The 13,297-nt window shown below is 66.1% G+C and carries 16 protein-coding genes and 1 tRNA gene; 9 read left to right on the forward strand and 8 right to left on the reverse strand.

The window, feature by feature from the left end:
- Positions 1 to 7 precede the first annotated feature (7 nt).
- A complete protein-coding gene (locus AC1MLZ_RS17100) occupies positions 8 to 121 on the reverse strand; it encodes a thioredoxin domain-containing protein (protein WP_480959526.1) in 114 nt (37 codons plus the stop codon).
- Between the two features lie 115 nt (positions 122 to 236).
- On the opposite strand from AC1MLZ_RS17100, the gene AC1MLZ_RS17105 reads away from it, so the two are divergent.
- The gene (locus tag AC1MLZ_RS17105; protein ID WP_480959527.1) at positions 237 to 1,040 is read left to right on the forward strand and encodes a SirB1 family protein; all 804 of its coding nucleotides are present in this window, start codon (positions 237 to 239) and stop codon (positions 1,038 to 1,040) included.
- A 143-nt stretch (positions 1,041 to 1,183) separates the two neighbouring features.
- Positions 1,184 to 1,636: a DUF3617 domain-containing protein gene (locus AC1MLZ_RS17110; protein WP_480959528.1), complete on the forward strand. Its 453-nt coding sequence runs from the start codon at positions 1,184 to 1,186 to the stop codon at positions 1,634 to 1,636.
- 48 nt (positions 1,637 to 1,684) lie between these two features.
- Here the strand turns inward: AC1MLZ_RS17110 and AC1MLZ_RS17115 are convergent.
- From AC1MLZ_RS17115 to AC1MLZ_RS17125, 3 genes are all read right to left on the reverse strand, one after another.
- Positions 1,685 to 1,760 (reverse strand) — tRNA-Thr (locus tag AC1MLZ_RS17115).
- 33 nt (positions 1,761 to 1,793) lie between these two features.
- Positions 1,794 to 2,666 (reverse strand): hypothetical protein, encoded by an 873-nt coding sequence (locus tag AC1MLZ_RS17120; RefSeq protein ID WP_480959529.1) that lies wholly within the window; start codon positions 2,664 to 2,666, stop codon positions 1,794 to 1,796.
- Positions 2,659 to 3,978 (reverse strand): replication-associated recombination protein A, encoded by a 1,320-nt coding sequence (locus AC1MLZ_RS17125; RefSeq protein WP_480959530.1) that lies wholly within the window; start codon positions 3,976 to 3,978, stop codon positions 2,659 to 2,661. Before AC1MLZ_RS17125 ends, AC1MLZ_RS17120 begins: the two co-directional genes overlap by 8 nt.
- Before the next feature lie 255 nt (positions 3,979 to 4,233).
- On the opposite strand from AC1MLZ_RS17125, the gene AC1MLZ_RS17130 reads away from it, so the two are divergent.
- Positions 4,234 to 4,824 carry a PadR family transcriptional regulator gene (locus tag AC1MLZ_RS17130; RefSeq protein WP_480959531.1) on the forward strand — a complete coding sequence of 197 codons (591 nt, stop codon included), beginning with the start codon at positions 4,234 to 4,236 and terminating at the stop codon, positions 4,822 to 4,824.
- Positions 4,821 to 5,111 (forward strand): DUF2218 domain-containing protein, encoded by a 291-nt coding sequence (locus AC1MLZ_RS17135; RefSeq protein WP_480959532.1) that lies wholly within the window; start codon positions 4,821 to 4,823, stop codon positions 5,109 to 5,111. The genes AC1MLZ_RS17130 and AC1MLZ_RS17135 overlap by 4 nt, the downstream gene beginning before the upstream one ends.
- Positions 5,112 to 5,292: 181 nt before the next feature.
- Here the strand turns inward: AC1MLZ_RS17135 and AC1MLZ_RS17140 are convergent, their stop codons facing one another.
- A complete protein-coding gene (locus tag AC1MLZ_RS17140; RefSeq protein ID WP_480959533.1) occupies positions 5,293 to 6,444 on the reverse strand; it encodes a glycosyltransferase family 4 protein in 1,152 nt (383 codons plus the stop codon).
- A 103-nt stretch (positions 6,445 to 6,547) separates the two neighbouring features.
- Between AC1MLZ_RS17140 and radA the strand changes: the two genes are divergently transcribed.
- The 5 genes from radA (at position 6,548) to AC1MLZ_RS17165 (ending at position 11,361) form a co-directional block, all read left to right on the forward strand.
- On the forward strand, positions 6,548 to 7,918 hold the full coding sequence (gene radA, locus AC1MLZ_RS17145; RefSeq protein WP_480959534.1) for a DNA repair protein RadA: 1,371 nt from the start codon (positions 6,548 to 6,550) through the stop codon (positions 7,916 to 7,918).
- A 347-nt stretch (positions 7,919 to 8,265) separates the two neighbouring features.
- A complete protein-coding gene (locus AC1MLZ_RS17150; RefSeq protein WP_480959535.1) occupies positions 8,266 to 8,832 on the forward strand; it encodes a CvpA family protein in 567 nt (188 codons plus the stop codon).
- Entirely contained in the window at positions 8,829 to 9,272 is a 444-nt protein-coding gene (locus AC1MLZ_RS17155) for an iron-sulfur cluster assembly scaffold protein (protein ID WP_480959536.1), read from the forward strand. Before AC1MLZ_RS17150 ends, AC1MLZ_RS17155 begins: the two co-directional genes overlap by 4 nt.
- Positions 9,272 to 11,035, forward strand: a complete 1,764-nt coding sequence (locus tag AC1MLZ_RS17160; RefSeq protein ID WP_480959537.1) for a cation:proton antiporter domain-containing protein — start codon at positions 9,272 to 9,274, stop codon at positions 11,033 to 11,035. Before AC1MLZ_RS17155 ends, AC1MLZ_RS17160 begins: the two co-directional genes overlap by 1 nt.
- Positions 11,032 to 11,361: a DUF423 domain-containing protein gene (locus tag AC1MLZ_RS17165; protein ID WP_480959538.1), complete on the forward strand. Its 330-nt coding sequence runs from the start codon at positions 11,032 to 11,034 to the stop codon at positions 11,359 to 11,361. The genes AC1MLZ_RS17160 and AC1MLZ_RS17165 overlap by 4 nt, the downstream gene beginning before the upstream one ends.
- Positions 11,362 to 11,427: 66 nt before the next feature.
- Here AC1MLZ_RS17165 and AC1MLZ_RS17170 read toward each other — a convergent pair whose 3' ends face one another.
- From AC1MLZ_RS17170 to AC1MLZ_RS17180, 3 genes are read right to left on the reverse strand one after another with little or no spacing between them, the layout of a single operon-like run.
- Positions 11,428 to 11,568 (reverse strand): DUF2256 domain-containing protein, encoded by a 141-nt coding sequence (locus tag AC1MLZ_RS17170; RefSeq protein WP_082444318.1) that lies wholly within the window; start codon positions 11,566 to 11,568, stop codon positions 11,428 to 11,430.
- A complete protein-coding gene (aroB, locus tag AC1MLZ_RS17175) occupies positions 11,568 to 12,668 on the reverse strand; it encodes a 3-dehydroquinate synthase (protein WP_480959539.1) in 1,101 nt (366 codons plus the stop codon). The genes AC1MLZ_RS17170 and aroB overlap by 1 nt, the downstream gene beginning before the upstream one ends.
- On the reverse strand, positions 12,665 to 13,228 hold the full coding sequence (locus AC1MLZ_RS17180; protein WP_480959540.1) for a shikimate kinase: 564 nt from the start codon (positions 13,226 to 13,228) through the stop codon (positions 12,665 to 12,667). The genes aroB and AC1MLZ_RS17180 overlap by 4 nt, the downstream gene beginning before the upstream one ends.
- Positions 13,229 to 13,297 lie beyond the last annotated feature (69 nt).

Raw genomic sequence — 13,297 nt, forward strand, 5'->3', positions numbered from 1 at the left:
GGTCTCGCTAGCTGTAGGTATGGCCTTCAGCGACCTTTTCATGCTCGAACGACAGGCCTGCCTCGTGCAGCGCGATGTGATCGGCCAGGCTGCACGCGCCCGGAGCATAATGGAGCTTCATCAATATTCTCTCCCTATCGGTCCGTACCAACGCATTAATGGTCCATCGGGTGCGGTTCGACCAGTATTCGCACGACCCGGTTTGCAGCGCCGCCAAGCGTTCCCATCTTCGAACCATGAACGACAATTTGATCCGTCTCGGTCTCCTCGACGAGGATGACATCGTTATCGACGAGGCGGCGCTGTCGCTGGCCCTGCTCGACCACCCGGATATCGATCCGGCCCCGTACCGAGACCTGCTGGGGGCGATGGCGATCCGTCTCGATGCGGTCGGCGGCACCGCAACCGGCGCAACCGACCGTGCGACTGCCTTGGCAAGCGTGATCGGGGGAGAGTTCGGCTTCGTCGGCGACCGGACCAGCTACGACGATCCGGCCAATGCCGATCTGATCCGGGTCATCGATCGCCGCCAGGGCCTGCCGGTCAGCCTGTCCATCCTCTACGTCGGCGCGGCCCGCCGGCTGGGCTGGGACGCGGAGGCGCTCGACGTGCCGGGGCACGTTCTCGTGATGGTCGGGGCGGGGGCGGTTCCGGTCATCGTCGATCCGTTTCGCGGCGGCGTGCCTGTCGGTCGCGATCAGCTGGCCGCGCTGGTGATGGCGTCCAACGGAGGCTCAGCCGCAGCCGTCAGCCATGTGCCGGCGATGCCCAACCGGGCCGTCCTCGTCAGGCTGCTGCTCAACCAGGCAACCCGCGCGGAGCAGGCCGGAAAGGGGCGCCGTGCGCTCGAACTCTATGCGCGGATGACGGTGATGGCGCCCGCCTATGGCCATGCCTGGTGGGAGCGAGCCCGTCTGGAACTGGTGGACGGCAAGACATCGGCCGTGCGCCAGAGCCTCAGCGCCATGCTCGAAATCACGCGAGAGCCCGAACTGCGGCGTCGGGTGTCCGATATCCTGCAGTCGCTTGCCGGGAAGTAGAAGCCGAAGGACGCCGCGGGTCAAGCCGACCTCCCGGTCTCATTAATTCAATAAGCTTTTCGGTGGGTTACGACTCAGCTTATGGCTCGAACGTAGCGATACTGGACTGGCGGAGCGCGGATGGTCGGGTAATAGAGCGAACTATGTTCAAGTATTTTTCCGCCGCTCTCATAGTGATTTCGTCGGTCGCCACCGTTGCTGCCGCCTCGACCGTGCAGGCGGTGCCCGCCGGACGCTGGGACGTCACTTCGACGGTCGTCGAGATGACGATACCGGGCGTCCCTGGCTTCCTGGTGCGGATGATGCGCGGCAAATCGAAGGCCGAGCACAAGCGGCTGTCGGCAGGGCAGGGCGTGGAAGCGCTGTTCGTGCCGGATGCGAAGGCGAAATGCCGTGTCGACAGTCAACGTGTCGCCGACGGCCGATACGCCCAGACACTGAGTTGTCCGCAAAAACAGGGCGAGCCGCTGCATATCGTCCGGACCGGCACGTATGACGGGGCAGGTTTCGTCGGGCTGGCCACAGTCACCGGCACGACCCCGAAGGGCGCGATGAGAATCGTCCTGAACCAGCGGGCTGCGCGAATCGGGGACTAAACGGGTTTCGCACTCGGTCGCACCACAGCGGGCAACTGACCGAAGAAGTGGTGCCGGTTGCAGGAATCGAACCCGCGACATCCAGTTTACAAAACTGGCGCTCTACCAACTGAGCTAAACCGGCCCGGTTCACATCGGGCGATATCGGCCCAATGCTTCAAGAAACGCCGAAGGTCCAGCCCTCGGTTTGCGCAATATGCGGTGTCATGGCGGCTGGAGTCCAGAGTTCGGGGCGATCGGCGCTGGCGCGAAGCCACGCTGCGGTGAGGATCGCGTCGGTGGCGTGGTCGTCGTAGCGCGCGAGCGGCTGGTGCGGATGGCTGCCGAGGTTGGCGAGCGCCGCATCCAGCGAGGCGGCGTCGCGCATCTTGCTAAGGCCCTTGCGGATACCCGCGGCGCGGGCGGCGATCGTGGTGTAGATTTCGACGATCACCGGACCTTCCGGGGGGAGCGGGTCGAACGGCCAGATCGGCACACGGCCGGCAAGGCGGTGGAGCACGCGCATGCCGGTCAGGCTCGACTTGCCCACTTGCGCTGCGCCCACGAGATTAAAGCAGCTTGTGGGGGACAGTCCCATCGCGCGTTGCCCGTGCTCGCAGACGCGCATCCGGCCTGCGCCACCAGGGAACAGGTCGCCGCAATCGCGATGCTGGCGGAAGTGGCGGCGGATTTCGGGATCGGCGAGCAGGCTGGAGACGCCGAGATGCGGGTCGGCTGCGGAGAGGTCGTCGACCATCGCCCAGAGGGCTCGGGCGTCGGTCGGGCTATCAGGCGCGCCGGGGAAGTACCCGCCTTCGTCGACGAAGGGAAACGCGGGGGAAAGGTCGAGCCCGATCAGCGTTGGCCTATCCTGGTCGAGCAACCAGTCGAGGATATCGTCTCGCGACCATGCGCTGGCGCCTGGCGGGGCAACCAGCGCCGGCGCGGCATCGCCCGTCTCGCAGACCGCAACCGCAATACCCTTGTGTCGATGCCCTTGCGCGCCGGACCAGTCGATCGCCGCGAACCGCGTAAAACGTGGTTCAGCCATTCTTCTCGGCGCGCAAGGCATCCCAATAGGCAAGCCGCTCGGACAGGCGCTTCTCGAACCCGCGTTCGGTCGGCGTATAGAAGGTCTGCGCGCTCATCTCGTCGGGCCAATAGTCCGATCCCGAGAACGCATCCTCCGCATCGTGATCGTACGCGTATCCCTTGCCGTAGCCGATATCGCGCATGAGCTTGGTCGGCGCGTTGCGGATTGAGGCAGGGGGCATCAGCGAGCCCGTCTCGCGCGCCGATTTCCACGCGGCCTTCTGCGCCTTGTACACCGCGTTCGATTTGGGCGCGGTGGCCAGATAGACGCAGGCCTGCGCGATCGCGAGTTCGCCTTCCGGACTGCCGAGGAAATCGTATGTGTCCTTGGCGGCGATGCACTGGACCAGCGCCTGCGGGTCGGCGAGGCCGATATCTTCGACCGCCGCGCGCGTCAGTCGGCGGAGCAGAAACAGCGGTTCCTCGCCCGCCGTGAGCATCCGCGCGAGATAATAGAGCGCGGCCTGTGGGTCGCTCCCACGGATCGATTTGTGGAGCGCCGAGATCAGGTTGTAATGCCCCTCGCGATCCTTGTCGTACACCGCGACGCGGCGTTGCAGGAAGTTCGACAGCCCGGCGGGATCGAGTGGTTCGGCCAGGTTGACCGAGAACAACGTCTCCGCCTGGTTGAGCAGGAAGCGACCATCGCCATCCGCACTGGCGATCAGCGCATCCTTGGCGGGTGGAGTGAGGGGGAGGGGGCGCTCCATCTCCGCCTCGGCGCGGTCGAGCAACTGTTCGAGGGCGCCGCGACCGAGCCGCTCGAGGATCAGCACCTGCGCGCGGCTGAGCAGTGCGGCGTTGAGTTCGAACGACGGATTCTCGGTGGTCGCGCCGACCAACGTCACCGTGCCGTCCTCGACGTAGGGCAGGAAACCGTCCTGTTGCGCGCGATTGAAGCGGTGAATCTCGTCCACGAACAACAACGTGCGCTTGCCGATCTTGGCATGCTCGCGCGCCTCGGCGAACGATTTCTTGAGGTCGGCGACGCCCGAGAACACTGCGGAAATCGCGACGAAGCGCAGGTCGACCGCATCGGCGAGCAACCGCGCGATGGTGGTCTTGCCGGTGCCGGGCGGACCCCACAGGATGATCGACGACAGCCGTCCTGCCGACACCATCCGGCCGATCGCGCCTTCGGGGCCAGTAATGTGATCCTGCCCGACTACCTCGCTCAGCGTGCGTGGGCGCAGGCGATCGGCGAGCGGCGCGTTTTCAGGGTGCGTTTCGTTGGGGGCGGCGGGTTCGAAGCCCGCGAAGAGATCGGCCATTGCGGGAAGATAGGGGCGGGGAGCCGGTTTGCCCATCCGTTGCCACCCACACTCCGTCATGCCGGGCCCTTCGGCTACGCTCAGGAGAGCCTCGTTCCGGCATCCACCCTTCCGCACGATCATCGACGGCGAATTTGCGGGCCGGTGGACCCCGGAACAGGTCCGGGGTGACGAATTTTTGAGGTGCCTCTTGAACCGGAAACAGTCTGCGATATATCGCAACTCATGAATGAAGATATATCGGAGAACACTCAAATGCGTTTTGGTATGGGATATGGAGCCTGGACCGGTGGCCCGCGGGCTGACGGCGAAGGCCGCGGCCGGCCGGGTCATGAAGGTCACGGTCGGCATGGACATGGACATCGCGGCGGCCCCGGTGGCCGGCGGCGGCTGTTCGACGGTGGCGAGCTGAAGCTCGTCATGCTGAAGCTGATCGCGGATGCGCCGCGCCACGGCTACGACCTGATCCGCGAGATCGAGGGGCTGACGGGGGGCGGCTATGCGCCGAGCCCGGGTGTCGTCTATCCGACGCTGAGCATGCTCGACGAGATGGGATTGATCGAGGCGCAACAGTCGGAAGGCGCGAAGAAGCGCTTTGCGGCAAGCGATGAAGGTCGCGCGCATCTGGCCGAGAATACGGCGGTGGTTGACGGCTTGTTCGCGCGGCTGGCGGCAGTCGGGGCGGAGTCCGAGCGGACCGATGGCGCGCCGATCCGGCGGGCGATGGGCAATCTTCGGCAGGTGCTCCAGCACCGGCTGATGCGCGAGGACGTCAACGAAGACACGCTGCACGAGGTCGCGGCGTTGCTCGACGACGCCGCGCAGAAGATCGAGCGGCTCAAGTGAGCGTGTCGGTGGCACGCGTGCCGACGCATTCGGCCAGCAAGTATCTCCAGCAACTCGCCAAGCACTGGAGCCACAAGATGGAGGTCACCTTCTCGGAAGAAGAGGGCCGTATCGCCTTCCCGAGCGGTGCCGTGCTGGAGATGCGTGCGGACAGCGCAACGCTCGATGTCGCGCTGACCGTGCCGGAGGGCGAAGACGTCGACCGGATGCGCGAGGTGGTGTCGAGCCACCTCGACCGCTTCGCTTTCCGCGAGGCGCCGCTGACGTTCGATTGGGTGGCTGTCTGACAGCGTCCGCAGACCGTCATCCCAGCGAAAGCTGGGATCTCCCCATTAGGGTCGCAGCGCCCACCAACGGGATACCCCAGCTTTCGCTGGGGTGACGGTTATTTGGGAAGGGTGACCGGGTCGGGGTGGCGCGGGGTTAGGGCGCAAATACGGCCAAGGCGAACGGAGACGATGGTGTGGCTTACGCCCCCCGTCGCGCCATTACCTCCAGATACGTATCCAGCACGGCCTGGTTGATCGTATCCCACAGATACCCGGCCGCCTTGTCGTGCCCGGCCCACCCCATCGTCTCGCGCAAGCCCGGCTCGGAAACGATCCGCCCGATCGCATCGGCATAGCCGCCAATATCCGTCGGCGGCACCAGGAACCCGGTTACGCCATCGTCCACCAGCCCGACCGCGCCCGACGCCCGCGCTGCAACGACCGGAACGCCCGCCGCCATCGCTTCCAGCGTCACGTTGCCGAACGTCTCGGTCACGCTCGGATTGAAGAACACGTCCATCGACGCGACCGCGCGGCCGAGATCGTCGCCCGACTGGAACCCTGCGAACACCGCGCCCGGCACCCGGCTCGCGAACCAGTCGCGCGCCGGACCCTCGCCGATCACCAGCACCTTGTGCGGCACGCCGCGCTGCTCCAGCGCGCGGATGACATCGGCGAAGACGTCGAGCCCCTTTTCCTTCACCAGCCGCCCGAGAAACCCGACCGCGACCTCGCCGTCTGCAATACCGCGCGCACGCCGCCAATCGAGATCGCGCCGCGTCGGCGTGAAGCGATCGTGGTTCACCCCGCGCGACCAGATCGCAGTCGGCGTCCTCACACCCCAGTCGCGGACGATCTCCGCCATGCCGCGCCCGGGCACCAGCACCTCGTCGACCCGGTTGTAGAAGCGCGTCAGGATCTTCACCATGATCGGCTCGAAGAACGCCATCCGGTAATAGCGGAAATACGTCTCGAACCGCGTGTGCAGCGACGCGATCGTGGCGATGCCGCCGCGCCGGCCATAGCTGATCGCGCGGTGGCCAAGAAAATCGGGTGCCGACACGTGGATCAGGTTGGGCGCGAACGCCTCCAGATCGCGGCGGATCGCGGCTGGCAGCCCGCGCGCCATCTTGTATTCGCCGCGCCCCGCGGGCAGCGGCAGCGACGGCACTGCGACCAGATCGCCGGTCGGCGGAAAGGCGGGATTGGCGTTGGTCGGCGAATAGACACGCACCGTCACGCCTTTCGACAACAGATGGCCGACGAGCAAATTCAGTGCCTGGTTCGCGCCGTCGCGGACATAATTATAATTGCCGCTGAATACGGCAACGCGCAGATCGGTGGCGTGCATCGTCGCGCGGATAACGCCGTGTGCCCCCAAGCGCCACTAAATCCGCAACTTGTCGGGCGTGGCAGCCATTGATGTTCCCGTATCGTTCTCGTACATCACTGGCATGGCGAAACCCCAGAAGCGTTATGTGTGTCAGGCCTGCGGATCGGTGTCGCATCGCTGGGCGGGACAGTGCAGCGATTGCAGCGAGTGGAACACGCTGGTCGAGGAGGCGAACACCGCCGCCACGCCGTTCCATTCGAAGCATAATCTGCAGACCGGTGGCCGCGCGATCCAGCTCGTTGGGCTCGATGCGGAGATCAAACTGCCCGACCGGATGGCGACCGGTATCGCCGAACTTGATCGCGCGCTGGGGGGCGGGTTCGTCGAGGGCTCGGCGACGTTGATCGGCGGCGATCCCGGCATCGGCAAGTCGACGCTGCTGTTGCAGGCGGCGGCGAAGATGGCGCTCGCCGGCCAGTCGGTCGCGTATGTTTCGGGCGAGGAAGCGGCGGATCAGGTCCGCCTGCGTGCGCGGCGGCTCGGGCTTGGCAACGCGCCGGTCCAGCTGGCGGCGGCAACGTCGACGCGTGACATCCTGACGACGTTGCAGACGAAGCCGCCGGCGATGCTGGTGATCGATTCGATCCAGACGATGCACTCCGACCTGATCGAGGGCGCGCCCGGCACCGTCAGCCAAGTTCGCGCGTCGGCGCAGGAACTGATACGCTTCGCCAAGGAGCGTGGGACGGCCGTGGTGCTCGTCGGCCATGTGACCAAGGACGGCTCGATCGCGGGGCCTCGCGTGCTGGAGCACATGGTCGACACGGTGCTGTCGTTCGAAGGCGAGCGCAGTCACCAATACCGCATCCTCCGCGCGATCAAGAACCGCTTCGGCGGGACCGACGAGATCGGCGTCTTCTCGATGCAGACGGAGGGATTGGCGGAGGTCGGCAACCCGTCGTCGCTGTTCCTGACGCACCGCGACGATGCGATGACGGGCGCGACGGTGTTCCCAGCGTTGGAGGGTACGCGGCCGGTGTTGGTCGAGATCCAGGCGCTGACCGTTCGGCTGGCCTCTGGCGCGACCCCGCGGCGCGCGGTTGTGGGCTGGGATTCTGGGCGCCTTGCGATGATTCTCGCGGTGTTGGAGGCGCGCTGCGGGCTAAGTTTCTCGAACGCCGAAGTGTATCTGAACATCGCCGGCGGCTACCGTGTGCAGGATCCCGCGGCTGACCTCGCGGTGGCGGCGGCGCTGATCTCGGCCATGTCGGAGCGGCCGGTGCCGGTCGACGCGGTGGTGTTCGGAGAGGTCGCGTTGTCGGGCGAGATTCGCCCGGTCGCGCATGGGCCGTTGCGGCTGAAGGAGGCGAGCAAACTCGGCTTCGAACGTGCGATGGTCCCGGCATCGATGACGGGGGAAAAGAGCGGCATGAAACTCGCGGGCTTCAAGACGCTCGCCGCGTTTGTGGATCACATGATGGGGCGGGGGTAGCGTCACCCCAGGGATCGTCGGGACCTTGTTCTCCCGCGAAGGCGGGAGGCCAGACTGGACTCCCGCCTTCGCGGGAGAACAAGAGATGGAGCGCAGCATTCGGTTTGCGGACGACTGACTCTCTCCCTCGTCACCCCGGACTCGTTCCGGGGTCCACGGTTCCCCAAACTCGATAGTCGTGAGAGTGTGGAACCGTGGGTGCCGGAACAAGGCTCTCCTGAGCGTAGCCGAAGGGCCCGGCAGACCGGAGGAGGGCGTGTCCTTAACCGCCGCTCGCAAGCGCTCGCATCTTCTTCCACCCAACCGCGCACTAGCGGTTCGCCTCTCGCGTCCCTATTCCAGACCCCATGAACCTCACCACCCTCGACATCGTCGTCCTGCTCGCCGTCGCCGGCTCCGCGGTGCTCGGGCTGGTCCGCGGGTTCGTGACCGAAGTGCTGTCGATGTTCGCCTGGGTGGCGATAGTGGCGATGCTCAAGCTGTTCCACATCCCGCTTGCCGCCACGCTGTCGCCGATGATCGGCACCGTCGGCGGCGCTGCGGTGCTCGCCTTCGCGATCATCACCGGGGTGACCTATATTGGCGGTCGCCTTGTCGCCAACGCGATTGGCGCGCGCACGCGGACCTCGATCCTTGGCCCGGTCGACCGCGCGCTCGGCTTCGGATTCGGCGCGCTGAAGGGGCTGATCCTCGCCAGCCTCGTCTTCCTGCTCGCCACACTCGTCATCGACACGATGAGCGGCGGACCGTCACGCCGACCCGGCTGGATGACGACATCGCGGACCTATCCGCTGCTCAACGCGACCAGCGCGGGGATCGCCGATTTCGTCGACCGCCGCCGCCGCGGAAAACCCGTGTTCGGCGCAACAACGCCGCTTTCCAGACCCGATAACGCAAGCGAGCCGAAGCCATGAGCGCGCCCCTCTACAATGCCGAGATCCTGCGCCTGGCCGCGACGATCCCCCACCACGAACGCCTGCCTGAGCCGATGGCGACCGCGGAGAGACGCTCGCCGATCTGCGGCAGCCGCGTGACGATCGACGTTGCGGTTGACGATGAAGGCCGCGTCAGCGAGGTCGGCCTGCTGGTCCGCGCCTGCGCGCTCGGCCAGGCATCGTCGTCGCTGCTGGCGTCGAACATCCTCGGCCGCACCCCTGCGGAACTCGCCGCCGCGCGCGATGCGCTGACGGCATGGCTTGCGCGCGAGGGCGATGCGCCCGATTGGCCGGGGATGGATATTTTCACCCCCGCGCTCGACTACACCGCGCGCCACCCGTCGATCCGGCTCGCGTTCGAAGCCGCATCTGAAGCGGCGGCCGAGGCTGCCGACACCGCTGCAAAGGCGAAGGTCTGATGGCGGAGGGCACGGCACCGTCGCTGCTCCGCGACGGCGTCGTATTGCTCGGGTTCGGGTTGATGTTCGTGCTGCTGTTCCGGCGGCTCGGGCTGGGTGCGACGCTGGGGTATCTTGTCGCGGGCGCGGTCGTCGGGCCGCATGTGCTGGGTCTGGTCGGCGATGCGGAGTCGAAGCTCGGGTTCGCCGAACTCGGAATCACGCTGCTCCTGTTCATCGTCGGGCTCGAACTGAACCCGTCACGCCTGTGGAAGATGAAGGAGGAGATTTTCGGCCTCGGTCTTCTGCAGGTCGTGATCTGTGGCCTCGCGATCACCGCGATCGTCTGGATCGGCGCGAAGTTCTCGCTGCCCGCGGCACTCGCGCTCGGCCTGCCGCTCGCGCTGTCGTCGACCGCGCAGGTTTTGCCGATGCTGCGCTCGTCGGGCCGGATGCGGACCCCGTTCGGCGAGCGCGCCTTCTCGATCCTGCTGTTCCAGGACCTCTCGATCGTCCCGCTCATCACGATCGTCGCCGCGATGAGCCGCAACCCCGCGGACGCCAACGCGCCTCCCGGCTGGCTGCTCGCGATCTACACCGTGCTTGCGGTCGTCGGACTCGTCGTAGCGGGGCGCTTCCTGCTACGCCCGTTCTTCCGGCTGATCGGCAATCTCGGCGAGCGCGAGATGTTCGTTTTCGCCGGGCTCTTCACCGTCATCGCCAGCGCCGCGATCATGGAATGGCTCGGGTTGTCGACCGCACTCGGCGCGTTCATCGCCGGCGTGATGCTGGCCGACAGCCCGTATCGGCATGAACTCGAAGCGGACGTCGAGCCGTTCCGTTCGATCCTGCTCGGCCTGTTCTTCCTTGCGGTCGGCATGGTGCTCGATCTCAATGCGATCGCCGAGCGCCCGTTCTTCGTAATGGCGATGGCCGCCGCACTGATCGCGACCAAGACCAGCGTCATCATGCTGATCGGCATGGCGTTCAAGATGACGTGGCGGCAGGCGTTCGCGCTCGGCCTGTTGCTCAGCCAGGGCGGCGAGTTCGGCTTCGTGCTGTTTGCGCAGGCGCAGGCCGGGCTGCTGATCGAACCGCAGGCAGCCAGCCTGTTCGGCGCGATCATCACGCTGTCGATGGCGACCACGCCGTTCCTGATGGGGATCACACGGCGCTTCCGCACCGAGCCGATCGCCGAGGGGCAGGAACGCGACGGCCCCACGGTCGACGGTGCGAATGCAATCATCGTCGGCTATGGGCGGTTCGGCCAGACGGTCGGCCAGATGCTGCTCGCGCAGGACATCCCGGTGACGCTGATCGACACCGATATCGAGATGATCGACATCGCCGGCGAGTTCGGCGCGAAGGTCTATTATGGCGACGGCACGCGGCTCGACCTGTTGCGACAGGCGGGCGCGGCGGAGGCGGAGATCATCTGTTTCTGCATGGACGGCGACCAGCTCGAGCCCGACACGATCGAGAGCGTGCACGAGGCATTCCCGGACGCCGCGATCTACGTTCGCGCGTTCGATCGCCGCGCGCTGGTGAAGCTGAAGAACACGTCCGCGACCGCCGTGGTGCGCGAGGTGCTCGAATCGGCGGTAAAGATGGCGCGCCTAGTGATGCGCGGGCTCGAGATCGCGCCGGCCGATATCGATCGCGCGGAGGAGACGTACCGCGCGCGCGACAAGGAGCGGTTGCAGTTGCAGATCGATTCCGGCGACATGCGGGCGGCCCGCGCCGAGACCGCAAAGCGCTTTCCCTGGGGGAATGATTCGCAATGATTATCGCCATTCTTGCAGCCTTGTCGGGCGCGATCGCGGTCGCGGCGGGGGCGATGGGCTCGCACTGGGCGAGTGATGCTGCACGAGAATTATTGAAGACCGGAAGCCATTATCAGTTGGTTCACGCGGTCGCGGCACTGGTGGCGCTAAAGATGGAAGCGCGCGGGCCAGCATGGCTGTTCGTGGTAGGCGGGGTGTTGTTTGCCGGATCGCTTTACGGTCTGGCAGCCGGCGGCGGGCGATGGCTCGGCCCCATCACGCCGATTGGCGGGGCGTTGTTGATTGGCGGGTGGTTGTGGCTGGCGTGGAGTGCCGCCCGCACGTGACCTCCTTGTTCACCCGCGAAGGCGGGTGCCCAGACTGGGCACCCGCCTTCGCGGGTGAACAATCTTCTACCGCTTCTTCCGACACGCGTCGGAGCAGTAGATCACGCTGTCCCAATCCCGCGCCCATTTCTTTCGCCACGTAAACGGCCGCTCACACGCCGGACAGACCTTGGTCGGCAGGTTCTGCTTGGCGACACCGTTCGGCATCAGCGGGGCTGCGCGTCAAGGAAGGCCTCCACATCCCCGAGGTCGACCGTCTTGTCGAGATACGTCTGGCCGATCCCGCGCGCGAGCAGGAACGGCAGAGTCCCCGCCGCCATCTTCTTGTCGTGCCGCATGTGATCGACGAGCCGCGCACCGCTGGCGCTGATACCGGCCGCCGCGAGACCGTCCGGCAAACCCGCGTCACGCCAATGCGCCGCGACACGCTCCGCATCCTGACCCGAACAAATCCCCTGCGACGCGGAAAACGCGAACGCCAGCGAACAGCCGGCCGCGACACCTTCGCCGTGGATCAGCGCCTGCGAAAACCCGGTCTCCGCCTCCAGCGCATGCCCGAACGTGTGCCCCAGATTGAGCAACGCGCGCGTCCCGTTCGTCTCATGCTCGTCCGCCGCGACGATCCGCGCCTTGGCCGAAACGCTGTGCGCGATCGCATATTCGCGGAGCGCTAGGTCGCCTGCCAGCAACGCGGCGCCATTTGCCTCGCACCATTCGAAGAACGCGAAATCGTCGATCAGCCCGTATTTCACGACCTCCGCATAGCCAGCGCGCAGTTCTCGGATCGGCAACGTGTCGAGCACTTGCGGGTCGATCAGCACCATCACCGGCTGGTGAAACGCACCGATCAGGTTCTTGCCCGCCTTCGTGTTGATTGCGGTCTTGCCGCCGACCGAGCTGTCGACCTGCGCAAGCAGGCTCGTCGGGATCTGCACGAAGTTACACCCGCGCTTCAGGATCGAGCACGCGAACCCGACCAGATCGCCCATCACCCCGCCACCCAGCGCGACGACATGATCGCCGCGCTCGACGCCGAGTTCGAGCAGCCGGTCGCATAGCATCTCAAGTATTGCCCAGCTCTTGCTGCCTTCGCCGGGTGCCAGCACGATCGCCACGGATGCAATTCCCGCCGCGGTCAGAGAGGTCTGCACCGTCGCGAGATGGACCGACAAATTCTCGTCGGTAACGATCGCCACGCGGCGACCCTTCGCAAGCGGCGCGAGGAACTCTCCGGCTCTCGCAAGAATCCCCGCCTCGATATGGATCGGATACGTCCGCGCGCCCAACTCAACGGTAACGGTCTTCATCGGCCAAGCGCCCTCAGGATAGCGGCGACGGTCGCTTCGTGCGGCGTCTTGTTGCTGACAATATGGATGTGTGCCTGCGCGTAGATCGGGTTGCGCACGCGCGCGAGTTCGGTGAGAACTTTCCCCGCGTCACGGTTGCGCAGCAGCGGCCGCGTATCGCGCCGACCGACGCGCTCGACCAGGATGTCGGGATGCGCGCTGAGCCACACCGACACCGCATCGCGCAGGATCAGCGCGCGCGTGTCGTCGTTGATGAACGCGCCGCCGCCGGTCGCGATGACCTTCGGCGTGCCGTCGATCAGCCGCCCAATCACGCGGCGTTCGCCGTCGCGGAAATACTCCTCGCCGTATTTCGCGAAGATTTCGGTGACGGTCATGCCCGCCGCCGCCTCGATCTCGTGATCGGCATCGACGAACGGCAGGTTCATGCGCAGCGCGAGGCGGCGGCCGACGGTGGTCTTGCCGACGCCCATCAGCCCGACGAGCACGATCGGGCGATCGATCGGGGCAGGGCGGCGACGGCCGGCAGGCCCGCCTGAAGGGTTGTGGCTTTGCAACATCGTAGCCCGCGCTATACAGCGGCACCGCGCGAGGGCAAAAGCTCTTGGCGCGCGATCTGTCATTACCCG

The organism is Sphingomonas sp. PEI4 (assembly GCF_056679955.1).